General features: G+C 66.9%; 18 protein-coding genes. 6 read left to right on the forward strand and 12 right to left on the reverse strand.

Annotated elements, in window-relative coordinates; all coding sequences use genetic code 11:
• Nucleotides 1-52: 52 nt before the first annotated feature.
• Complete coding sequence (locus V7672_RS11670) at nt 53-532, forward strand: DUF4440 domain-containing protein (RefSeq protein ID WP_335624759.1); 480 nt, start codon at nt 53-55, stop codon at nt 530-532.
• On the opposite strand, the gene copD is transcribed toward V7672_RS11670, so the two are convergent.
• From copD to V7672_RS11685, 3 genes are read right to left on the reverse strand one after another with little or no spacing between them, the layout of a single operon-like run.
• Complete coding sequence (gene copD, locus V7672_RS11675) at nt 533-1438, reverse strand: copper homeostasis membrane protein CopD (protein WP_335624760.1); 906 nt, start codon at nt 1436-1438, stop codon at nt 533-535.
• 1 nt (nt 1439) lies between these two features.
• Nucleotides 1440-2033, reverse strand: coding sequence for a copper homeostasis periplasmic binding protein CopC (gene copC / locus V7672_RS11680; RefSeq protein ID WP_335624761.1), 594 nt, complete (start codon nt 2031-2033; stop codon nt 1440-1442).
• A 41-nt stretch (nt 2034-2074) separates the two neighbouring features.
• Nucleotides 2075-2839, reverse strand: coding sequence for an alpha/beta hydrolase family protein (locus V7672_RS11685; RefSeq protein ID WP_335624762.1), 765 nt, complete (start codon nt 2837-2839; stop codon nt 2075-2077).
• 431 nt (nt 2840-3270) lie between these two features.
• Here V7672_RS11685 and V7672_RS11690 point away from each other — a divergent pair, with 431 nt between their 5' ends.
• Entirely contained in the window at nt 3271-4563 is a 1293-nt protein-coding gene (locus V7672_RS11690; RefSeq protein WP_335624763.1) for a sugar MFS transporter, read from the forward strand.
• Nucleotides 4564-4593: 30 nt separating this feature from the next.
• Here V7672_RS11690 and V7672_RS11695 read toward each other — a convergent pair whose 3' ends face one another.
• Nucleotides 4594-5796, reverse strand: a complete 1203-nt coding sequence (locus V7672_RS11695) for a cation:proton antiporter (RefSeq protein WP_335624764.1) — start codon at nt 5794-5796, stop codon at nt 4594-4596.
• A gap of 173 nt (nt 5797-5969) precedes the next feature.
• Here V7672_RS11695 and V7672_RS11700 point away from each other — a divergent pair, with 173 nt between their 5' ends.
• Nucleotides 5970-6941, forward strand: a complete 972-nt coding sequence (locus tag V7672_RS11700; RefSeq protein ID WP_335624765.1) for a glycoside hydrolase family 5 protein — start codon at nt 5970-5972, stop codon at nt 6939-6941.
• Here V7672_RS11700 and V7672_RS11705 read toward each other — a convergent pair.
• From V7672_RS11705 to V7672_RS11715, 3 genes are read right to left on the reverse strand one after another with little or no spacing between them, the layout of a single operon-like run.
• A complete protein-coding gene (locus tag V7672_RS11705) occupies nt 6938-8467 on the reverse strand; it encodes a tryptophan halogenase family protein (protein WP_335624766.1) in 1530 nt (509 codons plus the stop codon). The genes V7672_RS11700 and V7672_RS11705 overlap by 4 nt on opposite strands.
• The gene (locus V7672_RS11710) at nt 8464-9984 is read right to left on the reverse strand and encodes a tryptophan halogenase family protein (RefSeq protein ID WP_335624767.1); all 1521 of its coding nucleotides are present in this window, start codon (nt 9982-9984) and stop codon (nt 8464-8466) included. Before V7672_RS11710 ends, V7672_RS11705 begins: the two co-directional genes overlap by 4 nt.
• Nucleotides 9981-11216 (reverse strand): MFS transporter, encoded by a 1236-nt coding sequence (locus V7672_RS11715; RefSeq protein WP_335624768.1) that lies wholly within the window; start codon nt 11214-11216, stop codon nt 9981-9983. Before V7672_RS11715 ends, V7672_RS11710 begins: the two co-directional genes overlap by 4 nt.
• 144 nt (nt 11217-11360) lie before the next feature.
• Between V7672_RS11715 and V7672_RS11720 the strand changes: the two genes are divergently transcribed.
• A complete protein-coding gene (locus V7672_RS11720) occupies nt 11361-12350 on the forward strand; it encodes a cupin-like domain-containing protein (RefSeq protein ID WP_335624769.1) in 990 nt (329 codons plus the stop codon).
• A gap of 53 nt (nt 12351-12403) precedes the next feature.
• Here V7672_RS11720 and V7672_RS11725 read toward each other — a convergent pair whose 3' ends face one another.
• A complete protein-coding gene (locus tag V7672_RS11725; protein WP_335624770.1) occupies nt 12404-15451 on the reverse strand; it encodes a TonB-dependent receptor in 3048 nt (1015 codons plus the stop codon).
• Nucleotides 15452-15570: 119 nt separating this feature from the next.
• On the opposite strand from V7672_RS11725, the gene V7672_RS11730 reads away from it, so the two are divergent.
• A complete protein-coding gene (locus tag V7672_RS11730; RefSeq protein ID WP_335624771.1) occupies nt 15571-17106 on the forward strand; it encodes a tryptophan halogenase family protein in 1536 nt (511 codons plus the stop codon).
• Here the strand turns inward: V7672_RS11730 and V7672_RS11735 are convergent.
• From V7672_RS11735 to V7672_RS11750, 4 genes are all read right to left on the reverse strand, one after another.
• Nucleotides 17098-19608 carry a glycoside hydrolase family 3 protein gene (locus V7672_RS11735; RefSeq protein WP_335624772.1) on the reverse strand — a complete coding sequence of 837 codons (2511 nt, stop codon included), beginning with the start codon at nt 19606-19608 and terminating at the stop codon, nt 17098-17100. The two genes, V7672_RS11730 and V7672_RS11735, sit on opposite strands and share 9 nt — an antisense overlap.
• A 207-nt stretch (nt 19609-19815) precedes the next feature.
• Nucleotides 19816-20862, reverse strand: a complete 1047-nt coding sequence (locus V7672_RS11740) for a LacI family DNA-binding transcriptional regulator (protein WP_335624773.1) — start codon at nt 20860-20862, stop codon at nt 19816-19818.
• A gap of 285 nt (nt 20863-21147) precedes the next feature.
• Nucleotides 21148-21858 carry a FadR/GntR family transcriptional regulator gene (locus V7672_RS11745; RefSeq protein WP_335624774.1) on the reverse strand — a complete coding sequence of 237 codons (711 nt, stop codon included), beginning with the start codon at nt 21856-21858 and terminating at the stop codon, nt 21148-21150.
• Between the two features lie 58 nt (nt 21859-21916).
• The gene (locus V7672_RS11750) at nt 21917-22717 is read right to left on the reverse strand and encodes a helix-turn-helix domain-containing protein (protein WP_335624775.1); all 801 of its coding nucleotides are present in this window, start codon (nt 22715-22717) and stop codon (nt 21917-21919) included.
• 205 nt (nt 22718-22922) lie between these two features.
• On the opposite strand from V7672_RS11750, the gene V7672_RS11755 reads away from it, so the two are divergent.
• A complete protein-coding gene (locus tag V7672_RS11755; protein ID WP_335624776.1) occupies nt 22923-24401 on the forward strand; it encodes a carboxylesterase/lipase family protein in 1479 nt (492 codons plus the stop codon).
• Nucleotides 24402-24404: the final 3 nt, after the last annotated feature.

Genomic DNA, 24404 nt, shown 5'->3' on the forward strand with positions numbered 1-24404 from the left:
CTCTCCACACAAATAGAGCATAGTCACAGGCCTTCGCCACCGGGAGCCGTCCATGAAGCGCCTGATCCTTGCCGCCGCCCTCGCCGTATCGGCCTCTGTCATCGTGACCCCCAGCGGCGCGGTCTCGTCCGCGTCAGCCCCGGCTGAAGATGAAGCTGCGCGCCCCGCCATCGCCGTCGTGGACGCCTTTCATGCCGCCCTGCGATCGGGCGACGCCGAGGCCGTCCTGGCCCTGCTGACCGAGGACGTCGTGGTGCTGGAAGAGGGCGGCGCCGAGCGCTCCCGCGCCGAATACGCCGGCCACCATCTGCCCGCCGACATGGCCTTCGCGGCCGCCACCACCGCCGAGGTGACCCGCCGCGTGGCCCGGGTCGAGGGCGACGTCGCCTGGGTCCTGACCGAGGGCCGCACCACCGGAACGTTCAATGGCCGGGCTGTCGATCGGTTGACCGCAGAGACCATGATCCTGCACCGGGACGGTGACGCCTGGCGCATTCGCCACATCCACTGGTCGTCGCGCGCGCCGCGCTGATCACATCGACACCGGCGGCATCTGTACGCCCATCGCCGCGACCAGGCCCAGAAGGGCGAGGCCGGCTGCCATCTCGGCGCCGATGCTGAGGCGCAGTCGCTGAAGGGCGCCGGCTGTCCCGGATGTATGGCTCGCCTTCGACAAGGCGGGCGTCAGCGTGAAGCGGTTGTGCGCCGCCAGCCCCAGCATCGTTACGAACAGAGCCAGTTTTCCGAGCAGCAACAGGCCCCAGGTTGAACCGACGACGCGTGTCACTCCGTCGGCTCCGACCAGGAAGGCAGCGTTGACCAGGCCCGTGATTGCCAGCGTCACGACGGCTGTCGTGCCGACGCCGGCAAAGCTCGCCAGCGAACGGACTGTGTTCCCCTCCGGGACCTGTGACGAACGCGCCGTCATCAGGCAGAATCCCGCAAGAGCACCCAGCCAGACCGCAGCGGCCAGCGCATGAACGATGTCGGCGGTGAGGTGGATCAGCCCTAGGGCTCCCTCACTGGCCGCCCCGTGGCCGCTCCAGGCGAAACTGGCGGTGGCCCCGGCGAATGCCAGGACAGCGATCAGACCGGCGCCCCTCCTGTTCTGCCCGATCATCAGGATCGCAACCCCGGCCAGGGCCAGTGCGGCGCGGGCAATGTGCGCCATACCGAGGCCGGTGGACTGGATGACATAGCCGATCGAAGCGGGGTCGACGGCGGCGGCCCAGCCGCCGGCCATCATCGCCGTCTGCGCCACAAGGCCGCCGGCCGCTCCGGCCGCCAGCAGCAGCCCGGCGGCGATGGCGACCCAACGCGCCGAACGCGCCGGGACCGGTCCTGGCGCATACATCTGGAACAGGGGCAGCCCCAGTACCACGACCGCGGCGGCGAACTGAAGCCACCGGACAAGGACGACGGTCAGATCGATCGGCACGTCAGCGGACGGTGAAGCTGTAGGTCCCCGTCATGCGGTGCCCGTCGGCCGCCGCAATGGCCCAGGTCACCTGATAGGTCCCGGCCGCAAGCGGCGCCGCAAACGATCCGCCCAGGATCTTGCCGTCCTCAGAGACCGATTTGGTCAAGGCGACGGCGCGCCCCCGCCCATCCTCAACCTCGACGGTGGAGAACGGCGCAGCAAATCGCTCACTGAACGTCAGGCTGATCGTGCGGGGGGCGGACACAACGGCCCCGCTGCCGGGTGTCGCCGATACCAGGCGTGCGTGGCTCATCACGGGTGAGGCTGCCAGAACCAGCGCGCTGGCGACCATGATCGACATGACTCGGGTCATTCGGAACTCCTTCAACCAACCCCCTACGTCGGTGCCAGATTTTTCCCTCGATTTCGAGGCCAGGACGTCGGCCGTTCTCGTCCGCGCGGCTGCGACCGCCGGAGGGCAGGCTTCGCCGAGGCGCGCGGCGACCACACGGAAAGGAAACAGCGCCAGCGCACCACGCACCAGGGCCAACCAGACCGTCGCTTCAAGCCGTACAGCGCGCTGCGCCGGCGTCATGCTTTTGCGTTTGTGCAAGCGGCCCTGAGTCACCCGAGCCCGCCCGCTGCGGGCCCGGCTTAGGGTGCAAGATCGAGATAGCGGCCCGCCCATGCCGCGATCACTGACGCTGCATAATCGGTATCCGCCGGGTCCGTCAGCAGATGGGTGGCGTGATCCAGCGAGACGAAGCTCTTGGGATGGTGCGCGGTCAGGAAGATCTCCGCGGCATTCTCGATTCCGACAACTTCGTCGACCGGCGAGTGCAGAACCAGCAGGGCGCGGCCCAGGTTTTCGATACGCGCCTTCTGATTCTGGCCGCGAATATCGCGAACGAACTCGGTGCCCAGTTCAAATGTCCGCCCGGCGATCTCGACCGGTATGCGCTGCCCGGCCGCGGCGTCTTTCAACGCCGGGCCGATATGGGTCAGCACGTGTTCGGCGTCGAACGGGGTTCCGATCACGGCTACAGCCTTGACCATGTCCAGTTCGGCCGCCGCCGCCAACACTGCCGCACCGCCGAAGCTGTGGCCGACCAGCAGCTGGGGCGTCATGCCCTGAACGGCCATGGCCTGCGCCGCGCAGACCACATCCTGGATGTCACCGGACAGGCCCTTGCCGAACGCGCCCTCGCTCTCGCCGAGACCGGTGAAGTCGAAGCGCAGAACGCCAATCCCGAGGCCGGCCAAGGCCCGGCTGAGACGCGTCGCCGCCAGCGAAGTCTTGTCGCAGGTGAAACAGTGGGCGAACACGGCCCAGGCCCGTACGGAGCCGTCGCCGCGCTCAAGCACGCCGGACAATTCGCGGCCGTGCGCATTGGCGAAGTTGAAGTCGGTCGCAGTCATGGCTCAGAGGCCCTCCGGGTCTGGATTGTTCAGGCGCCCGCAAGTGTCGCGGGCGGCCTTCCGGTTGACGAACGGCAGGGTCGAGGACACCGGGAACCGTCCATCCTCGTCCACGGCAAGGTCGAGTTTCTGCCTGACACGAGTCCCTCGAGTTCTGCACAGGCATCGGCCGGGCCCAACCGGGGCGCCCAGTCCCGTTCCTGCCTGCCCATATCCGTGAGCCTTAGCTGAAAGAGCCCCGGATCCCTATTCGCGATCGCCGACCGGCGATGTTTCCGTGGGGGAGGCTTAGGAATTTTCGGGCGGCAGCCCGGAGAGCGGAATCGCGGTTGCCAAGCGGAGCGCGGCGCGCCTATGCTGACAGCGCTGTCAAACAAGAATGAAATTGATCGGGACAGGCAATGGCCTGATCCGGGTCGTGGGGGAGCTGAATGACCGAATCCGCGCCGCAGACCGCACGCGTTACCCGGGGCACGGGTGCCGCGTTCGCCTATGTCACCACCCTGTTCTTTGCCTGGGGCTTTGCGACGTCGCTGATCGACCCGCTGATGGCGGCGACCCGGCGTGTGTTCGATCTCAGCTATACCGAGGCGACCCTGGCCGCGTCGGCATGGTTCATCGCCTATGCCATCGTGTCGGTGCCGGCGGCGGCCGTCCTGTCCAGGCTGGGATACAGCCGTGCCATCATCGCCGCCCTGGCGACGATGGTCGGCGGGTGTCTGATCGTTCCGGTGGCGACCATACTGGACTGGTATCCGGGGGTGCTGCTGGCCCTGTTCGTGATCGCTTCCGGCGTCACGCTCCTGCAGGTTGCGGCCAATCCGCTGGTCGCAGCACTGGGCACGCCGAAGGGATCCCACGCCCGCCTCAACTTCTCGCAGTTCTTCAACTCGCTCGGCACGACGCTGGGGCCCTACCTCGGGTCGACCGTGCTGCTCACGGGCGGCGTCTTTGCGGCGGGTGCCGTCATCACGGAGGCGACGCGCGCGGAGTCGCTGCGCAGTATCGATTTCGCCTTCCTGGCGATGGGGGGCTTCTTCGCCCTGATCGCCTTCTTCATCTTTACGGCCCGCAAGAAGATCAATGCGGCGGCCGCCGGATCGACGGTTGAAGTCTCCTCACCGCTCAAGGCCTTTTCCTCGAAGTGGGCCCTGTTCGGGGCGGCGGCCATCTTCCTCTATGTGGGCTCCGAGGTGACGATCGGCGCGCTGCTGACCAACTTCCTCCACAGCCCCAATATTCTCGACGTGCCGCTGGAGCAGGCCGGCAAGATGGTCAGCTACTATTGGGGTGGGGCCATGGTCGGGCGCCTGATCGGCAGCATCCTGCTGACCCGCATCAACCCGGGAGCGCTGTTGGCGATCTGCACCGTCATGGCAGGCGGTCTCTGCCTTGCGGTCACGCAGACGGACGGCGTCACAGCGGCCTATGCCGCCATCGCCATCGGTCTGTTCAACTCCATCATGTTCCCCACCATCTTCACCCTGACGCTGGAGCGGTCGTCGGCGGCGGCTTCGGCGACCTCCGGCCTGCTGTGCACCGCCATCGTCGGCGGCGCGGTCCTGCCGTGGATGGCCGGGATGGTGGCCGATGCCTCGACGACGCTGAACCCCGTCTTCTATGTGCCGCTGGCGGGCTATGCGTTGCTGACCATCTTCGCCGTGTCCTGTGCCCGGACGCCGGCGTCCCGGGCCGATGTGGTTGCCGCTCCGGGCTCGCACTGAGGGTGGACGCACCCTGCTGCGGGGGCCGGGTCAGGTCGGTCTTTTCGACTTGGGCTTCAGCAGGGGCGTGACCAGCGGAATGGTCAGCATGGTCGATCCGACGGCCATCAGCAGCAGGGCCGTGAAGGCGTCATTGGTGATGATCTGCCGGTCCAGCAGGATGTTGGCGAAGATGATCATGATCAGGGCCTTGGTCTGAAGCAGCCAGCCGATGACCGAGGCCTCGCCCTTGCGCCACTTCAGGATCCGGCCCGCGAGGTGAACCCCGGCCAGCTTGCCTGCGACGGAAGCGACAAGCAGCACGCCCGCGGCCATGAAGACGGCGGTGCCCCCGAGGTCCCACTGCGTCCGCAGTCCGGTGCTCAGGAAGAAGACCGGCATGATGGCCAGCAGGATGTGGTCCCGGAACAGATCCATCCGGGCGCGGTCGAACCAGGCCTTGTCCAGCACCACGCCGGCGAGGAAGGCGCCCACCATGAAATGCAGCCCCGACCAGTCGCCGGCAAGGCCGCAGGCCGCCAGCCAGATGAGCCCGACGTACCAGCGGTCAGACTCGGGAATGCGCTTCATCACAGCGCGGATCGCGACGGCCGCAAGGGCGAAGCCGAGGACGAAGGTGGCCTGGCGGCCGAGGCGCTCCCAATCCAGAAGGATAAGCGCGAGGACACCCCAGATCGCGATGTCGTCGAGGCTCGCATAGCGCAGGATGCGCTGGCCCAGCGGTTGCCGCAGGATCTCCAGCTTGCCCATGAACAGCATCAGGATCGGAAGCGCGGTCACGGCACAGGCCATGCCGATGCCGAGCACGACCTGCCATTCCTGTCCGTCCGGTCCGGCCCACCCCGGAAAGCGCAGCATACCGATCGCTGCGACGGCGCCGAACGCCAGCGGGGTGATGAGAGACAGACCGGCGGTCACCCCGGTCTCGATCCGATGCTTCCAGGCCTCACTCAGGTCCAGCTCAAGCCCGGCGATGAAGACGAAGATCATCACCGCCCACCAGGCCACGCCATTGAGGGCCGTGATCACCTGGGCATTGAAGACGGCCGCATGGGCGTCGGGGAAGGCCGCGCCGAGAACGCCGGGCCCCAGCAGGATGCCGCCGACGATCTGCACGACCACCAGCGGCGCATAATATTCGGTCCGAAGGCCGCGCCAGATCAGATACGGCACGCTGAAGATGATCAGCATGGCGATGAGGAAGAGTTCCGCCGTGTGGGTGGCGTGGTTCATGTCCGCGTTCCCGTCCGTCAGCCCATGCAAGGTCAGGAACGCGTATGATCCTGCTTCTGTATTCCCCCGGACCCTGCGGGCCTCTATTGTCCCTGCAACCCGAAGTGAACGGGCCAAGCCGTCCAAATGAGAGATTTGACTTGACTGACAGCGCTGTCAAGCAAAGGTGGGGCATGGCATTTCTTCGCACACTGTTCACCCTCGTCGCTGGCGTCTCGACGCTGCTGTTCGCTGGCTGTGCCCTGTCGCAGACCCCCGTAGAGCGTCACGGCGCCCTGCGGATCGAGGGCGGGCGGGTCGTGGACCAGAGCGGGGCTCCGGTCGTTCTGCGCGGCATGTCGCTGTTCTGGAGCCAGTGGGGCGGGCAGTTCTACAACGCCGAAGCCGTGGCCCATCTGAAGTCGGACTGGAACGTGACGGTGGTCCGCGCCGCGATCGCGGTCGACCACGACGGCTATCTGGCCAATCCGGAACAGGAGATGGCCCGGGCAGAGGCCGTCATCGAGGCCGCGCTCGCCGAAGGCCTTTACGTCATCGTCGACTGGCATGCGCATGAGCCGCATCCCGAAGCCGCCGCAGTCTTCTTCGCCCAGATCGCCGCCAAATACGGGCAGCACCCCAACATCATCTATGAGGTCTACAACGAGCCGCTCAACACCCACGGCTGGGCCGAGGTGGTCAAGCCGTTCCACATGGTGGTGATCCCGGCCATTCGTGCCGTTGATCCCGACAATCTGATCATCGCCGGGACACCGTCATGGTCGCAGGACGTGGATATCGCCGCCGCTGACCCGCTGCCGTTTTCCAATGTCGCCTACACCCTGCATTTCTATGCCGGCACGCACCGCCAGGAACTGCGTGACAAGGCCTTGAAGGCGATGGATCTCGGCGCGGCCCTGTTCGTCACCGAATGGGGGACCAGCGAGGCGAGCGGCGACGGCCTTCTCGATGACGTGGAGACCCGGCTGTGGTGGGACTTCATGGAGAGCCACGGCATCAGCCATCTGAACTGGTCGATCACGGACAAGGACGAGACATCGGCGGCGTTGATGCCCGGCGCCTCGGGGCAGGGGGGCTGGACCGACGATATGATCAGCCCGTCCGGTCAGCTGGTCCGGCAGATGCTGCGCGAGATGAACCCCTAGGCTGCGGCGGCCATCCCGCAGTTGCGGGCGATGAAGTCGGCGTGGTCCGGCATCTGGGCCAGGCAGGCATCATAGACGCCGCGCGCGCCGGCCAGCCGCTCGAGGGTCTCCGCATCGGTCAGCACATCGGCGACGGGATCATAGGTCGCCGGCCACAGGTTCTGCCCGGCCAGGACGGCGAACCAGCTGGTCTCGCTGAACAGCTCATCGTTCTCGCGATAGATCCGGCCCCGCGCGCGATAGAGCTCGTACTTTTCCCGCAGGCCATCGGGGATTTCCGTGCCGCGCATCTGCGCCCAGAAGTCGCCGGGGCGCTGGTTGGCGTGATAGTGCAGCACCAGAAAGTCGCGGATGCGGACATATTCCTCGCCGATCACGCGGTTGTAGCGAGCGGTCTCGGCCGGGTCGAAGTCCCGGTCGGGGAACATGGTCAGCAGGTGGGCAATGCCGCTCTGGATCATGTGGATGCTTGTAGACTCCAGAGGTTCCATGAATCCCGAGGCGAGACCGAGCGCGACGACGTTGCGGTTCCAGAAGGCCTTGCGTCGCCCGGTCGTGAAGCGGATCGGGCGGGGATCGGCCAGCGGCTTTCCATCCAGATTGGCCAGCAGGGTCGAGGCGGCCTCGTCATCCGACAGGTGGCCGCTGCAATAGACGTAGCCGTTGCCGATCCGGTGCTGCAGCGGGATGCGCCATTGCCAACCGGCCTCACGCGCCGTCGAGCGGGTGTAGGGCGTCAGCTCGCCCGCGCTCTCGCAGGGCACGGCCAGGGCGCGGTCGCAGGGCAGCCAGCGCGACCAGTCCTCGTAACCGGTCTGCAGGGCCTGTTCGATCAGCAGGCCGCGGAAGCCGGAGCAGTCGATGAACAGATCGGCCTCGATCCGTCGGTCATCCTGCAGCGCAATGCTCTCGACAAAGCCGTCGGCGGGTCGCATCGCGACGTCGACGATACGCCCCTCGACGCGCCGCACGCCCCGCGCCTCGGCATATTCCCGCAGATAGCGGGCGTAGAGGCCCGCGTCGAAATGATAGGCATAGGCGATGTTGGACAGCGGCGACTTGCCAGCGTCGATCGAGCGCATGAAGCGGTTGGCCCGGGCGGCCGACGCCTCAAGTGAATAGTGCGCCAGGTCGTGCGTCTCGCCCAGCATCCGGCCCTTCAGATAGAAGGCGTGGAAGGACACGCCCGCCATGTCGATGCCATAGCGGCCAAAGGGGTGAATGTAGCGGTCGCCCGGCTTGCCCCAGTCCACAAACTCGATGCCGAGCTTGAAGCTGCCGTGGGTGCGGCGCACGAACGCGTCGTCATCCAGCCCCAGCATCTGGTTGAACAGGCGGATCTGGGGGATGGTCGCCTCGCCGACGCCGACGATGCCGATCTCATCGGATTCGACCAGGGTAATCTCGGCGTAGTGGGGGCCAAGCACCTTGGCGAGCGCGGCCGCGGTCATCCAGCCGGCGGTGCCGCCACCGACGATGCAGACGCTGCGGATGCGGGCCGGGTGACCGGAAGGGGGCGGACTCATGAAGCCTCCTGGGTGCGCCAGTCGCAATAGCCGGCAATATAGGCGTCCTGCGTCGGCAGGTGACCGGCGGCCGAGGCCACGGTCTGGCGAAGTCTGGCCAGCGCCGGGATCAGCTGGGCCGTCTCCCGACGGTCCGCCAGGGGGTGCCAGCGCGCGGGGCGCACCCGCTGGCCCAGATAGACGGCGACCCAACTGGGGTGAAGGAACAGGCCGTCGCGATACTCCTGCACCACGCCGCCTTCGCGCCACAGCTCCAGCTTCGCCGACAGGCTGTCGGGCAGGGTCATGGTGCGGACGTGGTTCCACAGCTCGGAATCGTCCCGTTCCGTGGCGCAGTAATGGAGGATGATGAAGTCGCGGATCCGTTCGAATTCCAGATCCATCCAGCGATTGTATTCGTCGATGGCCCTGGGCGCGAAGTCGCGGTCGGGCCACAGGGCGATCAACTGGGTGATGCCCTGCTGGATCAGATAGATGCTGGTCGACTCCAGCGGTTCGATGAACCCGCCGGACAGGCCGATGGCAACGCAGTTGCCGACCCACGTCCGCCGCCGCTGGCCGGCGGTGAATCGCAAGTGGTTCGGCGTGTTCAGCGGCGCGCCTTCCAGCAGGCCTGTCAGGCGCTCCGTGGCGGCATCGGGGCTCAGGAAGGCGCTGCAGTAGACGTAGCCGTTGCCGACCCGGTGCTGCAGCGGAATGCGGAACTGCCAGCCGGCCTCCAGCGCGCGGGCGCGGGTATAGGGCACAGTGGCCTGATCGGTGGCACACGGCATGGCGACCGCCCGGTCGCAGGGCAACCAGTGCGACCAGTCGCGAAAGCCGGCGTTCAACACCTGCTCGATCAACAGGCCGCGGAATCCGGAGCAGTCGATGAACAGGTCGCCTTCGACGATCGAGCCGCTCTCCATCTCGACCCCCGTGATCAGGCCGCTGTCTCCGTCCTGTCCGGTGCCGACGATGCGACCCTCGAGCCGCTCGACACCTTCTGCCTCGGACAGGGTGCGCAGAAACCGGGCGTAGAGGGATGCGTCCAGTTGATAGGCGTAGCCATAGGTCGACATCAGGGAACGGGCGTTGTCGGACGGGGGCGCGAACCGCCCTTCGCGCGCCGCAACGACGGGCAGGGAATAGTCGTCGATCGGCCCGACGTCAGCTTCAGCGCTCGCCTTGAGCCAGTAGTGATGGAAGGGCGCATCGCCGCCCGGCATGCCGTAGTCGCCGAAGGGGTGAATGTAGCGGTCGCCGATGCGGCCCCAGTCCTCGAACTGGATCCCCAGTTTGAATGTCGCGCGGGTGGCCTTCATGAAGGCCGCTTCGTCAATGCCAAGGCGCTCGTTGAAGGCCCGGATGTGGGGCAGGGTCGACTCCCCGACGCCCACCGTCCCGATTTCCGCCGACTCGATCAGCTGGATCGAAACGTCGGGGGTCTTGACCAGGCGGGCCAGGGCCGCGGCGGTCATCCAGCCCGCCGTACCGCCGCCGACAATCACCACACGCCGAATGCTGCGGCCGGTCATCGGACTCTCCGGATGCCCATGACCGCGATTGCGCCCACAAATGCGAAGACCGCCGAAATCGCGAAGACCCATCGGAGCTCGCCGCCGAAGGCGAGGAGCACGCCCAGGCCGATCAGGGGCGCGGCGATCTGGGGCACGGTGATGGCCAGATTCATCACGCCCAGATCGCGGCCGGCGCTCGACCGATCGGGCAGCACCTCCGCGACGAGGGCGATGTCGACGGTCGAATAGAGGCCGAGGCCGATCCCGAACACGATCTGGGCCAGCAGGGGGCCCGGCCATACCGGCTGTGCCACCATCAGGCCCGCCCCCACTGCCATCAGAACGCCCCCGCTCATGACGAGCACCCGGCGTCGCCGCGTGCGGTCTGAAAGAATGCCCCCGATGAATCCGAAGATCAGCCCGCCGAGGGTCCCGGCGGTCATGAGCCAGCCGAAGGCCGTTTCCGCCGTGGCGCCGGACGCGCTCGGCAGGGTTGCCACGTCCTGGAGGTAGAACAGCAGATACAGGACATTGAGGGTGATGCTGACCTGCACCAGCAGGCGGGAGGTAAACGCCAGTCGGAAGTCCCGGTCGGTCAGGACCCCGAGACTGAACCGGGGCCGCGTGGCGGGAAGGCCTGCTTCGCTATGGTCCGGCACCAGCAGGGCAAAGGGGAGAACCAGCAGCGGAACGGCCAGGGCCGTGATCAGGAACCGCTCTGCGAGCCCGCCCAGGGCGATGGCCAGGACCACGGCGGAAAACAGCCCTGCAGTTGGAAGCGCGAGTCCCTGGAGTGCGGAGACGGTGCCCTTCTGGTGGTCCGGCACCCGGTCGGCCAGCACGGCGTTCAGCGGGCCAAACATCAGATTGAGGGCGATCTGGAACGCCACCACTGCGGCAATCAGACTCCAGAGGCCGTCCGCCAGATAGACGAGCCCGTGGGTGGCGGCGACGGCAACAGCCCCGCCGGCAATCCAGGGCCTGCGCCGCCCCCACGGCCCTCGTGTCCCGTCGCTGAGAACGCCGGCCGCCAGATTGGCGAACCCGGCCACAACGGCGCCGATCACCATGACCTGGCTGAGCAGCACGGCCTTGCCCGACAGATCAACAGCCTCGGCCTTCAGCGGCAGAAGCAGATTGAGCATCGGGATGAAGGCGACGAAGGCGCCGATCTGGGCCAGGGTGTAAAGGGCGATGAACCCGCCGGTCACCGCACCGTCCGACGGCTTTGGGATATGATCAACGGGCATCGCGGTGGGCACTGTCATTGCTGCGGTGCCGCTATGCAACTTCGCACCGTTCATTTGCAATCTTTCGCCTCCCGGGCCCTGTCTAACGCAAGGCTCTCCGGGCATAGTGCGCCGTCTAAAGACAGCGCTGTCAAGGCTCATGGCGTGATTGAAGCGAATACATCGGACGGCCGGTTAGCCCTCGGCATGGCGCGGGCGTCCGCTCAACCCGTCGTGCTGCGCGGCCACGTTGCGCATTGGCCCGCCGTCGAGCATGCGCTGGCCGGCGACGCGCAGATCGCGGACTACCTGACCGGTATGGACTCCGGCGCGGCCGGCACGCGCATGCGGGCCCCGGCCGAGGCGGGCGGGCATTTCTTCTATGGTCCGGATGTGCGGGGCCACAACTTCGTCCGGGAGCCAGTGACCGTGTCGGCGATGATCGCGGACCTGCTGGCGGCGCCTGTCGACGGTGCGCCCGCCCTCTACATGGGGGCAGCGTCGCTGCCGGTCGGATTGCCCGAATTCTCGAGCGCCAATCCGCCGCCGGGCGTGCCGGAATCCGCGGTGCCGAGGCTATGGCTGGGCAATGCTGTCGAGGTGCAGACGCATTTCGATGTCTCCGAGAACCTGGCCTGCGTGGTCGCGGGGCGACGCCGCTTCACACTGTTTCCCCCGGATCAGACACGCAACCTCTACCCGGGACCCTTGGAGCACACGCTGGCAGGCCAGCCCGTCAGCATGGTCAGGCTGGGCGCCGTTGACGAAAGGGCGTTCCCGCGGTTCGCGGAGGCCGCGGCAGCGGCCGTCACCGCAGAGCTGGAGCCCGGAGACGCGATCTACATCCCTCCGCTGTGGTGGCACCACGTGCAGGCGTCGGCGCGGTTCAATGTGCTGGTGAACTACTGGTGGGACGCCCATCCGCTGGCGGGCTCGGGCCTTGAGGCCATGGTCCACGGGATGCTGGCGATCCGCGCCCTGCCGGAGCCGACCCGCGCGGCGTGGCGGGACCTGTTCGACCACTTCGTGTTCGGCCCCGACGCCGTGCCGCCGGCGCATCTGCCGCCCCACGCTCACGGCATTCAGGGCCCGCTCAGCCAGGATACTGCGCGGACCCTGAGGGCCTTCCTGCTCGGCGCCCTGTCCAGGCGCTGAAGACAGGACGACGGGGCGCGCCGACCACGTGGATCGGCGCGCCAGTCTTCGCTCTAGAAGGTCGCCCGCACCACGAAGGAGAAGCGACGGTCATTCTTGAACCACGACCTCGGCGCCTTCAGCAGCTGCTCGTCCAGAACCTGGAAGGTGCGGGTGGTCTCGTCCAGCAGGTTTACGCCCTGGACCCCGACCTTGAAGGTGGGGTTGATCGTGTAGAAGAACGAGGCGTCCAGCTGGCCCGTGTCGTCCGAATAGATCGGCGCGAACGGCACGATTTCGTCGCGCGTCGTCAGCACATATTCGGACCGCCAGCTGTAGGCGAGACGGGCCGAAATCGTGTCGTTTTCGTAGATGGCGGCGAAGTTGAAGTTGTGCTCGGACAGAGACTCCAGAGGCAGCAGGCTGGTGTCGATGGCCGGTTCGGACCCTCCCGGATTGGCCTTGTCGGCCTGGAGGTTTTCCTGGGGTACGCCCGAGCTGTCGATATAGGTGTAGTTGGCCTGGATGCCGAAGCCGGACCACCAGCCGGGCAGGAAGTCGTAGAACTGCTGATAGGCCAGCTCAAAGCCCTGGATCTCGCCGTCCTCGGACGCGTTGGTGGGCCCGCGTACATAGACGTCGTAGGTCTCCCCGCCATTGGTCAGGGTCCGGTCGTAGAAGCCGTTGGTGATCACGCCTTCCAGTGACTTGTGGAACAGGGCGAGCGTCAGTGAGCCGGTCGGCGCGAAATACCATTCCGCCGAAAGGTCGAACTGTTGGGACCGGATCGGTTCGAGGAAGGTGTTGCCGGCCTGGGCTTCGAAGCCGAGGAACTGGTTGTTGACGACGCGCGGCGTGATTTGCAGCTGATTGCGCGTCAGGCCGAGATCAGACCGCCGGATCGCTTCTGTATAGCCGAACCGCAGCAGGAACTCGGGGGTCAGCCCGACCTTGATGTTCACGCTGGGCAGCCAGTTGTCGTAGGTATTCTTCGCATTGTTGGGGACCGAGGCCCCTGTCGCGAAGGCGAGGGCCCGGGCCTGCTCGGCCGGGGTCAACAGGCAGAAGGCGGGAAGCGAGCTGCCCGGCGCGGGGGGGACGCTGCAGTCACCCGAGAAGACCTGCGCTTGCGTCGGGAAGCTGAGGGCGCCCTCCGCCGTAATGGTGGTCTCGACGTAGCGGATGCCGACATTGCCGCTGATCGAGACGCTCTCGCCCCAGACGGGGTCCGCATCGTTGCTGAACTTGATCAGGGCATAGGCCGCCTGGGTCTGCTCATTCGTCGAGTTGATCTCGCCGGGCGTGTAATCCGTGCCGGGCACGACATTGGAGCGCATGTTCAGCGGGACCCATCCGCCGCCGCCCCAGATCTGGTTGATGCCAAGCGCGAAGGCGACAGCTGCGTCGTAGTCGCTTCCGGGATTGCCGGCGTAGCCAAAGGCCGTAATCGGCACGCCCATCGGCGAGAAGTCGAACAGGCCTGCATTGCCCAGGCCGCCCGTAAGGCGCGGCGTCCCCACGCTGCCCTGGTCCAGCCAGACCGGTCCGGTGGCGCCGTTCCAGACTTCCGACAGGACTCCCCAGTTGTACAGCGAGTTGCGGGTGGTCTGGTCGCGCTCGGCATAGCGCGCGCCCACCTTGACCGAGTCCAGCCAGCCAGCGTCGAGATCATACTCGCCATCGGCCCGGAAGGCGTATTCGTCGCCCTCGCTGTCTTCCTTGTGGTCCATCGCATTGCGCCAGTAATAATTGGCCGGGTCCGCAAGGTAGGCGCCGATGTCGCCCGTGCCGCCGGCGTTGGGCGGCAGCAGTCCGAGGGTGGGCGTGTCGCCGGTCAGGTCGATGACATCGACGGCAAAGAAGGAGTTGGCGATCTGGAAGTCCGTGTTCTGGACGGTGGACTCCACATACTGGCCATCGAAATTCAGCCGCAGGCGATCGGTCGGCGACCATTTCAGGTTGAAGCCCAGATCGCTGGTGACGTAGCGCTGATCGACGCCGCGTTTGACAAAGCTGTGCTGGATGCCTTCGAGGGGCACCGAGGGGTCGGCCGAGCGCCAGCCCGCGTTCGAGGTGATGATCCCGCTGGTGAAGATGCCGTCGTCGTCATACTCCCAGGTGGTTCCCGGTAGCGGGACCCGATTGCCCGTGTCGTCGACGATGGATTCGATCGCATTCTCGGTCCAGGCCTGGGTCGACTCGGACCGCAAGAACTGGACCGTCGCCTCCATGGTGCGGTCGTTCGAGCGCCATTGGCCCGCCGCCGCCAGGCCCGTGCGCTCGCGGTCGAAGGACTGGGTGCGGAAGGCGAGACCCGAGGGGGTCCACAGATCGCTGCCGCCCGATTGATCGAGCCGGTAGTTGAGCGACTGAAGTCCGTCGGAACGCGACTGGAGCTGGGAGTAGACGCCGCTGAGCATGAAACCGAATTCGCCCGCCTCGGTGTCCCAACGATCGCTGATCAGGGCCGAAACGGTGGGCGTGAGTTTCTGCTCGAGGTCGCCATAGTTGCCCTCAACCGACAAGGCCATCATTCGGCCGGGGCTGTCGAACGGACGGCGCGTATTCAGGTTGACCGTGCCGGCGATGCCGCCCTCGATCATGTCGGCCGAGACGTTCTTGAAGACCTCGACGCTGCCCAGCAGCTCGGGGGGGACGTCGGCGAAGGACAGGTCGCGCCCGTTGTTGGCCGAGAAGGTGTCGCGGCCGTTGAGCTCGGAACGGACGAAGGTCAGGCCGCGGACCACGACGCCCGAGCCCTCGACCGAAAAGTGGTCCGGGTCGTTGGCGCCGGCGAAGCGGCTGATGGACACGCCCGGCACGCGCTGCAGCGCCTCGGTCACCGATCGATCAGGAAGGGCGCCGATGTCTTCGGCGCTGATGGCGTCCACGAAGACGTCAGAGTCCTGTTTGATGGACTGGGCGTTGCGCAGGCTGGAGCGGATGCCGGTGACGATGATGTCTTCGACCTGGGTCGCTTCGGGATCCTGCTCGGCTGCGTCCTGGGCCTGTGCCGGGGTGACCAGCAGCACGGCCCCGAGGGCCAGACCCGACGCGCCGCACAGCAAGCCGCACAGACGTCCACGCACAGGGGCGCCCAGGCCCAATTGGATAACAGCCACGATTTCCCCCCTCGGAGATGTCTATTTAACGACAGTCTGACAGCGCTGTCATTTTGTGACACTATCATGCAGTCTCGATAAGATCAACGCGCCCTTCCTCGCCCTGTCCCTGGACCCAGATGACGCCCAATCCTCCGTCTGCCGCTGCCGTCCGCCGCCCCCTTCGGCGTATCCTGATCGTCGGCGGTGGTACCGCCGGCTGGATGGCCGCCGTCGCTTTGGCGCGCCTCGCCGCCAACGGCGTGACCGAGGTCTCCCTTATTGAATCGGACGAAATCGGCACTGTGGGGGTGGGGGAGGCGACCATTCCGCCGATCCTGGCTTTCAACGCCCTGGTCGGAATCGAAGAGTCCGAATTCATGAGACGCACCCAGGCGTCCTTCAAGCTGGGCATCGAGTTCGTCGACTGGGGCGCTCTGGGCGATCGCTACGTTCATCCGTTTGGGGCGATCGGCATGGACATAGAGGGCGTGCCCTTCGCACAGGCCTGGCTCAGGGCGAATGCCGAGGGTTTCGGCGGGGATCTGGCGGACTTCAATCTGTCCAATTTCGCGGCCGTGGCCAACCGTATGTGCCTGCCGTCGCCGGACCCGCGCACAGTGCTGTCCAGCCTGAAGTACGCCTATCATTTCGATGCGGGTCTTTACGCCCGCTTCCTGCGTGAGATCGCCGCGAGCCGGGGCGTGACCCGGCACGAAGGCCGCATCGCCGATGTCGTGCGAGATGCAGACACGGGCCACGTCACCGCCGTCGCAACCGATGACGGACGCCGGTTCGAAGCCGATCTCTTTATCGACTGCTCGGGGTTCCGTGGCCTGCTGATCGAGGGGGCGATGCAGGCGGGCTATGAGGACTGGAGCCAGTGGCTGCCCTGCGACCGGGCTCTCGCGGTCCCCACGCGCAACGGCGGCCCGCTGACGCCCTATACGCGGTCCACGGCGCGCGACGCCGGCTGGCAGTGGCGGATCCCGCTGCAGCACCGCACCGGCAACGGCTATGTCCACGCCTCGGCCTTCACGACCGATGAGGCGGCGCTGGAGACCCTGCGGGACGGACTGGAGGGCGAAGCCCTGGCAGAGCCGCGGGTCCTGCGGTTCACGGCGGGGCGGCGACGGCGCCAGTGGGTCGGCAATGTGGTGGCGCTGGGCCTGTCGTCAGGTTTTCTGGAGCCGCTTGAGTCGACCAGCATCCATCTGGTCCAGGCCGGAATATCGCGCCTGTTGGCCCTGTTCCCGGACCGCGATTTCGAGCCGCTGCTGGCCGCGGAATACAATCGCATGATGCAGCAGCAGTTCGAGCAGGTGCGCGACTTCATCATCCTGCACTACAAGGCCACGCGCCGTGACGACACGGCCTTCTGGCGGTACGTCGCGGACATGCCGGTTCCTGACAGCCTGCAGGGGCGCATCGACCTGTTTCGGGCCACGGGCCGGGTCTTCCGGCGGGACGACGAACTGTTCTCGGCCGACAGCTGGCTGGCCGTGCTGCTGGGCCAGGGCATCTGGCCGCGGTCCCGGGATCCGATGGCCGACACCCTGCCGGCCGAAACCTTGCGAAACCGGCTGGCCGGCATCCGGCACGTCATCGCCCGGACGGCCGGCGCCATGCCGGACCATGAGGCCTTTCTCAGACAGTACTGTCCGGCGTCACTCTGACGGGCAGATGGCGTCGCCTTCATTCGAGGCGAGGCGGATCTCGGAGACGGATAGCGTCAGTTGCCCGGGCGTCGACAGCTGGAACGGGCGTTCCAGCGCTGTCAGATCTGCCCCGGCGTCGCCGAAGCAGGACAGCCGAATCTTTATCGTGTGCCACTGTCCCAGCGGACCATCGGTCAGATAGGGCGTCAGGTCGAAGCCGCCGATGCGGGCCGGATCGGCCGCACCTGCCGAGAGGGTCACCCGATCCGTCGGCGCCGCGTCGACCCGGTATCGGAAACTCAGGGCCATTTCGCCGTTGGCCTGTCGGCTCAGGTCGACAGGATTGCCCCAGATCAGCGCGAGCTGGCGGGGTGCGCCGGCGAAGGTGAAACGCCGTCCGCTTTCCTGGGCGAGATCATCGACAACCGTCACGGTGACCGCGCCACGCGGACTGGCGATGCTGGCTTCTGTGCCCGCCCGGGTCTGGCCACCGGCATCTTCCAGCGCAAGCGACCAGGGTTCGACCACGCGTCCGTCAACCAGATAGTCCGCAACGCTGGAGCCGCTTGTGGCGACGCCGCTTTCTTCGGACACCGGGCCGACCGTCCCCGGCGCCGCATAGCTGAGGCCGTAGCCATAGGCGAACAGCGGGTCATAGCCTTCGTCGCCGACGTTCACGGGAGTCCCCGTCGCGTCCCGGGGCCAGGAGAAGCTCAGCCGGCCGGTGAAGTCGTGTCGGGGTGACCCGTCCGGACCGCCGATCAGCACATCGGCGATGCCGCCGCCCTCCGTGCCCGGCAGCCACGCCGCCACAAAAGCGTCCGAGGCGTTCAGCTCGGGATTGACCCACATCGGGCGGCCCGAGAGGAAGACGGCAACCGTCGGAATGCCCGCGGCCTGCAGCCGACGCAGCATGGCCAGCGGCTGTTCCGGCTGGAAGTCGACATGGCTGAGGTCGCCCTGGAACTCCGCGTAGGGCGTTTCGCCGAACACCACGATGGCAACGTCGGGGCGGGTTTCCCAGGCGCCGTCCAGGCTGAGCGTCGCGGTGCCGCCGCCGGCGCGAACCGCTTCCTCGACCCCGCCCCAGATCGACTGGGCATTGGGGAAGTCGGCATTGGTGTTGCCTGTGCCCTGCCAGGTGAGGGTCCATCCACCTGCCGCCTGACCGATATCGTCGGCCGCGGCGCCGACGACCAGCACATTCGCGCCGGCACGGATCGGCAGGACGCCGTCGTTCTTCAGCAGCACCAGGGATTTGCGGACGGCCTCGCGCGCGAGCGCCCGGTGGTCAGGCGAACCCAGCAGCTCGAGCCGTCCCTCATAGGGGCGCTCTGTCCGGAAGAGCCCGGCCTTGACCTTGGCCCGCAAAATGCGACGGACGGCCTCGTCGACGCGCGTCATCGGGATTTCACCCGACCGCACCTGTGCGAGCGTGTTCTCATACAGCGGCTTCCAGCTATCCGGAGCCATCAGCATGTCGATGCCGGCGTTGATCGCCTGGGGGCAGCTCTCGTTGGAACAGCCCGGAATCTGTCCATGGGCGTTCCAGTCCGAGACGGTGAAACCGGTGAATCCCAGCGGGCCGTAAAGCACGTCGCGCAGAATGCTGGCGTTGCCGGAATGTTTGACGCCGTGCCAGCTCGAGAAACTGATCATGATCGACAGGACGCCCGCGTCGATCGCCTGCGGATAGCCGCTGAGGTGGATATCGATCAGCTCACGCTCGGTTCCGACGAAGTCCCCCTGGTCCTTGCCGCCGAGCGTGCCGCCGTCCGCGAGGAAGTGCTTGGCCGACCCGGCGATGCGACCGTATGCGATGGGCCCGTCGGGGCTCAGCGGACCCTGCAGCCCGAGCGTCATGGGTGCGGCATAGCTCTGGGCGATCTCGGGGTGCTCGCCATACCCTTCGTAACCCCGGCCCCAGCGGTCGTCGCGCGGCACGGCCAGGGTCGGCCCGAAGGTCCAGTCTGCGCCGGTGGCCGCAACTTCCAGCGCAGTCGCCTCGCCGATGCGGTGGATCAGATCCGGATCACGGGCGGCGCCCAGGCCGATGTTGTGCGGAAACAGCGTCGCGCCGACCACATTGTTGTGGCCGTGCACGGCGTCGATCCCGAAGATCAGGGGCACGATCGTACCGCCGCGCGCGACGTTGGCCGTGCGGAAGTCCCGCGCCAGATCGACCCAGGCCCCGGCCGGCGCGCGCTCGTCGCCGCCCGGCGAGGAATTCCCACCCGCAAGAATGGAGCCGATCGGATAGGTCAGAAGATCTTCGGGGGTAATCGACGCGATGTCTGCCTGTATCAGCTGGCCGACCTTCTCCTCGACGGTCATCCGCCCCAGCAGGTCGTCCACGAAGGCTTCGGTCTCGGCGTCCGACAGGGCCGCAGGGGATGCGGATCGCGGCCAGTTCGCCGGGTCAGCCGTCGCGGCATCGGGATCGACGGGGGCGGCGAGCTGGGCGAGGGCAGGCTGCCCAAGCGCCATCAGGAGGACCAGGGCGGAAACGGCAACGCGCATGAAGGGGCCTCGGCAGTGAAACAGGGGCGGCGACGGTTTCCCGCCGCCGCCAGGCTTCCAGGAGGAGATGGCTTTGAACCTGGTCTTCGGACGCTCGGGAAGGAAACAGCAGGTACGGAGCGATGTGACGCGCCGCTCCCCCTCCGTGCGATCCGATCACCGCTCCGAAGCGCACATTCGCGTAAACCTGACAGCGCTGTCAACCCGTCAGGGGCAAACGGCCGTCGATCCTCGGACCACCAGGTAATAGGGCACCACGACCACAGGATCGGCCTCGGCCCAATTGTCCTGGCCCATTGCGGGCAGCAGGCGCCGGGTCGCCTCTGCCGCCATCTCGGCCACCGGCTGACGGATGGTCGTCAGGGGGGGCGTACTGAACAGGGCGCTGGGCGTGTCGTCGAACCCGGCCACAGAAAGCTGGAGCGGCACAGAGACGCCGGCTGCGGCCGCGCCCTGGAGCACGCCGAGCGCCATGTCGTCGTTGGCCGCAAATACGGCGGTGGGCCGCTCGCCAGACAAAAGCCGCTCGATGCCTGCGATTCCGGAGGCAAAGGTAAAGTCACCCTCGACGATGAGAGAGGGGGACGGAGCCACGCCGGCCTGTTTCAGCGCCTGCTCATAGCCTTCCCGGCGCAAGCTGCTGGCGGCATAGGTCGCCGGGCCGGAGATGTGCGCTATCCGCCGGTGTCCCAGGTCGATCAGGTGCCGGGTCATGTCGAAGGCCGCTTGCCGCTCGTCCATCCGGACCGAGACGCCCCGTGCCAGATCCTTTTCCGGACTGATCCGGGCGTAGGCCACGCCTGCGGCGTCCAGAATGTCGAGAACGAGCGCGTGATCGGAATTGGGCGGCGTCAGCAGGACTCCTGCGGGGCGGATCGAGCCCAGCAGGGCCTGCATGTCACGCTCCAGGTGAGCCGAGCCATGATCAACGAGTTCGACCATGAGATGGTATTCGGCCTGACGGCATTCCATCAGGGCACCCAGCTCCAGGCGGCTGAGATAGTCGTTGCCGCGTCCGCTCTTCCAGTGCTCGATGGTCAACTCGGCGTCGACGAGGGCGGCGATTATCGTTGAGTTCGAGCCGGCCAGGGCGCGTGCCGACAGACTGCGCCGATAGCCAAGGGCGATAACAGCCTCCTCGACCCGTTCGCGCATGGCCCGGCTGACATTCGCCTCCCGATTGACCACGCGAGATACGGTCTTGATCGAGACGCCTGCACGGGCGGCAACGTCGTAGATTGTCGCTCCGGCCATTTTCGTCCTTCAGCACCCCTGTTGCATGACTAATGCAGCGCTTGAGGCATCGCAACGGTGCTGCCTGCCCAGAGTGGCTATCTGATCACCGTGCCCGAACTGCGCCACGGCACCTTCGAGAACTGTCCCGATGCCGAGTCAGTGGGGCTGTCCGTGGCCAGCCGGATGGGCGCGCCCGAGTTGGCCGACCTGCCCGACCAGGTGATCGATGTGTTCGAGCGGGGTGACCAGACCCCCGTGCCGCTGATCGCCGGCTACAATGAGGGCGAGATCCCCGTCTCACAGCTAGACGGTGGTGTCGGCGGCCAGCATGGCGCCGATGGCGCGGTCGAAATGTTCGTCCATGGCCTTGCGAGCCGCGTCGGCGTCGCGCTGCAACACCATCTCGGCCATCTCCAGGTGTTTGGCGATGATCGCGGCGTGCTGGTCCTCGGTGCGGCGGGTGCGCCAGGCAGCGGGCACGGCAGATTCAAGCAGGGGCTCGAAGGCACCGATGATCTTGGCCATCAGGGCATTGCGACTGGCATCGGCAATGGCCTTGTGCATGGCGATGTCGGCCTCGATCAGGGCGGGCGAGCCACGCGCGGCGTCGGCCATGGCCCGCGCCAGATCCCGGATACGCAGGGCCTCGTCATCCGAACGGCGCACGGCGGCGAGGGCGATCGTCTCGGTCTCGAGGCAGCGGCGGGTCTCCCAGACCTGCTGGACGGTGATCTGTTCGGTGCGGACGGCATGGTCCAGCGAGATTGACAGCGTCTGACTGGACAGGGCGCTGACCCGGGGGCGGCGGCCGTTGGCAGTGTCGATGATGTTGAGCGCGGCCAGGGCCCCGAAGGCCTCGCGCACCACCGGTCGACTGACGCCCAGCCGCTCGCCAAAGGCCGCCTCGCTCGGCAACTGGTCCCCGACCTTCAACTGTCCCTTGCCGATGTAGTCTGCGACCTGACGCATCACGTACTGGACGCGCGTTTCGTCGGGACGGCTGTCAGCGAGCATGGTCGGAGTACCCGGAACGAATGGGAAGATCAGGCTATCACAGTCGCGAAAGCCGCCGCTAGGCGGCATTGAGGGCCACCTGCCCCCCCGCGCGTCGATAGTCGCTGGGGCACAGGCCATAGCGACGCGTAAAGGCCCGGGCGAAGCTGGCATTGTTCAGATAGCCGGCGTCATAGCCGACCACCGAAACCGGCCGGTCGCTGGAGGTCAGATCGCGCGCGGCCCGTGACAGGCGCTGATCGGCCAGACAGTCGGCGACGCTCTGGCCAAACACTTCGCGAAACCCCTGCGTCAGCTTGGTGCGGTTCAGCCCCGCTGTGCGAGCGATCTGGTCAAGGGTCAGCTTCTCGTCGAACCGGTCGGCAATCAGGCGACGGGCGGTCATCAGCCGCTCCATCTCGGCCCGGCTGAGACCGGCTGAGGGCGTATGGGGCACCAGGTCTCCGCGTTCGGCGGCTTCGAGGATCTCGCAGAACAGTTCCTGGCATTTTGCCCGCCGGTACATGTCGCGCGCCGCGCCTTGAATGGTGGGGGCAGCGGCGGCTGTTGCCAGCGCTGCGAGGCGGTCCCCCATATAGAAGTCGCCGTCGCCGGCGCCGGCCAGAATACCCCCGAAGGGGCCCTCGCCGATAAAGATAACCGTGAGAGACGTCGCGCTACGGTCAGATGGATTGTCCATATCGGCTGCGGTCCCCAGGGACAGTATCGCCTGCGCCCCGCGTCGTCCCGATCCCTCCCAGTCGAGCGTACAGCGCATGACGCGCACATTGGCGGACTCGATCAGTGGCGGTCGGCCAGCCCGCCCGATCAGGACCCTCAGGCCGGGCTCGAGCGTGAGATGCAGAGGCGCGTCAATCACAGGCTGTCCTGTCGTTTCCGTGCGGCGTCGGCCCTGGGCTCTGTCCATCCGCGATGCCATCACCGTATCCTATCATACAGGTTTTGCAATACCTGTATGATAGGTGCCCTGCGTATGCCGCGCAGCTTTTCTGCGGTTCGGCACAATCGCGGCTGCCCGGTCGGGGGCATTGGACGCTAGGGTCTGGCGAAACGGAGGACAGAGTATGGCTGAACCGATCATCCGGCTGGCGGAAGGCGAGGTGAAGGGTGCGCGCGTATCCGGCGTGCTGCGGTTCCGCGGTGTGCCCTATGCGGCCGGGCCCGTGGGCGACCGACGCTTTCGCCTGCCCGAGGCCCACCCCGGCTGGTCGGGCGTGCGCGATGCAACGGTCGCCGGCGCCAATGCACCGCATGTCGTCAAACCCTTCCCGGGGCTGGACGTCGCCCCGCTGATCGGAACCGGCTGGACCGAGGGCGACGACTACCTGAATGCCGACATCTGGTTGCCGGACGACGGCCGAACCGGTCGACCCATCATGGTCTTCATCCATGGCGGGGCGTTCGTGCTGGGCTCCAGCACCGCCGCTGTGCAGGACGGCGCCGCCTTTGCCCGCGACGGGATCGTCCTGGTGTCGATCACCTATCGCCTCGGGATTGAGGGGTTCCTGCCGGTCGACGGGGCTCCCGCCAACCTGGGCCTGCTGGACCAGATCGCCGCGCTGAAATGGGTGCGGGCCAATGCGGAGGCCCTCGGCGGCGACGCCGACAACATCACCGTTTTCGGCGAATCCGCCGGCGCCATGTCGGTGGCCTGTCTGGTGGCGTCGCCCCTGGCGCAGGGTCTGTTCCGCCGCGCCATCATCCAGAGCGGTCACGGGTCAATGGTGCGCCCTCTACCGGTCGCCCGACGTCTGACGCAAAAGGTCGCCAGGATGCTGAAGGTCCGGCCGGACGCCGACGGCTTTCGTGGCACCCGGATCAAGGACACGCTGCGGGTTCTGGAGGCGGTCATTCAGCCGACGGTGCGCCTCGACCTGCGCGACGCGCGGGGCCGCGAGCCCACCTACGGGCTCAGCAAATTCCTGCCGGTGTTCGGAGACGACGTCCTGCCCGAACCACCCCTTGATGCGCTGGGCAAGGGTGTCGGGCGCGACATCGATGTGCTGATCGGCAGCAATCGCGAGGAGATGAACCTCTATTTCGTGCCGACCGGCGTGCGCGCCAAACTGCCGGGCTGGCTGGCGCCCCTGATCCTCGGTCGGGTCGAGCGCAACGCCCGCAGAATCCTGAAGACCTATCGGCAACGGGGGGAGAAGCCCGGCTGGACCTTTACCCGCGCGCTCAGCGATCTGGTGTTCCGCTATCCCGCCCGGCAGTTTGCCGCCGCCCATGAGGGCCGCACCCATGTCTATGAAATGGAATGGCAGTCTCCGGCTTCGGGCGGCGAGCTGGGCGCCTGCCACGGCATCGAACTGCCGTTCGTCTTTAACACCCTGGCGTCGACCACCGGGCCCGAAGGATTGACGGGCGAGGCACCGCCGCAGGGGCTGGCCGATCGGGTACACGGTCTCTGGGTGCAGTATGCCAAGACCGGAGACCTGCCCTGGGGCGAATATTCCGCCCGCGATCCGCAGGTCTATGCCTTGGAGGCCGGGCAGGCAGCGGTCGAACCGCCCATGCCGTGCGCCGCCATCCTGAACTGAGGG

The sequence above is a fragment of the Brevundimonas sp. genome (assembly GCF_036963785.1).
Classification (GTDB): Bacteria; Pseudomonadota; Alphaproteobacteria; order Caulobacterales; family Caulobacteraceae; genus Brevundimonas.

Excerpts from the sequence above, each read along its gene's own strand:
- V7672_RS11670 (WP_335624759.1), top strand. The coding sequence starts at position 53 with ATGAAGCGCCTGATCCTTGCCGCCGCCCTCGCCGTATCGGCCTCTGTC.
- V7672_RS11685 (WP_335624762.1), bottom strand. The coding sequence starts at position 2,839 with ATGACTGCGACCGACTTCAACTTCGCCAATGCGCACGGCCGCGAATTG.
- V7672_RS11690 (WP_335624763.1), top strand. The coding sequence starts at position 3,271 with ATGACCGAATCCGCGCCGCAGACCGCACGCGTTACCCGGGGCACGGGT.
- V7672_RS11695 (WP_335624764.1), bottom strand. The coding sequence starts at position 5,796 with ATGAACCACGCCACCCACACGGCGGAACTCTTCCTCATCGCCATGCTG.
- V7672_RS11700 (WP_335624765.1), top strand. The coding sequence starts at position 5,970 with ATGGCATTTCTTCGCACACTGTTCACCCTCGTCGCTGGCGTCTCGACG.
- V7672_RS11705 (WP_335624766.1), bottom strand. The coding sequence starts at position 8,467 with ATGAGTCCGCCCCCTTCCGGTCACCCGGCCCGCATCCGCAGCGTCTGC.
- V7672_RS11710 (WP_335624767.1), bottom strand. The coding sequence starts at position 9,984 with ATGACCGGCCGCAGCATTCGGCGTGTGGTGATTGTCGGCGGCGGTACG.
- V7672_RS11715 (WP_335624768.1), bottom strand. The coding sequence starts at position 11,216 with ATGCCCGTTGATCATATCCCAAAGCCGTCGGACGGTGCGGTGACCGGC.
- V7672_RS11730 (WP_335624771.1), top strand. The coding sequence starts at position 15,571 with ATGACGCCCAATCCTCCGTCTGCCGCTGCCGTCCGCCGCCCCCTTCGG.
- V7672_RS11735 (WP_335624772.1), bottom strand. The coding sequence starts at position 19,608 with ATGCGCGTTGCCGTTTCCGCCCTGGTCCTCCTGATGGCGCTTGGGCAG.
- V7672_RS11740 (WP_335624773.1), bottom strand. The coding sequence starts at position 20,862 with ATGGCCGGAGCGACAATCTACGACGTTGCCGCCCGTGCAGGCGTCTCG.
- V7672_RS11745 (WP_335624774.1), bottom strand. The coding sequence starts at position 21,858 with ATGCTCGCTGACAGCCGTCCCGACGAAACGCGCGTCCAGTACGTGATG.
- V7672_RS11755 (WP_335624776.1), top strand. The coding sequence starts at position 22,923 with ATGGCTGAACCGATCATCCGGCTGGCGGAAGGCGAGGTGAAGGGTGCG.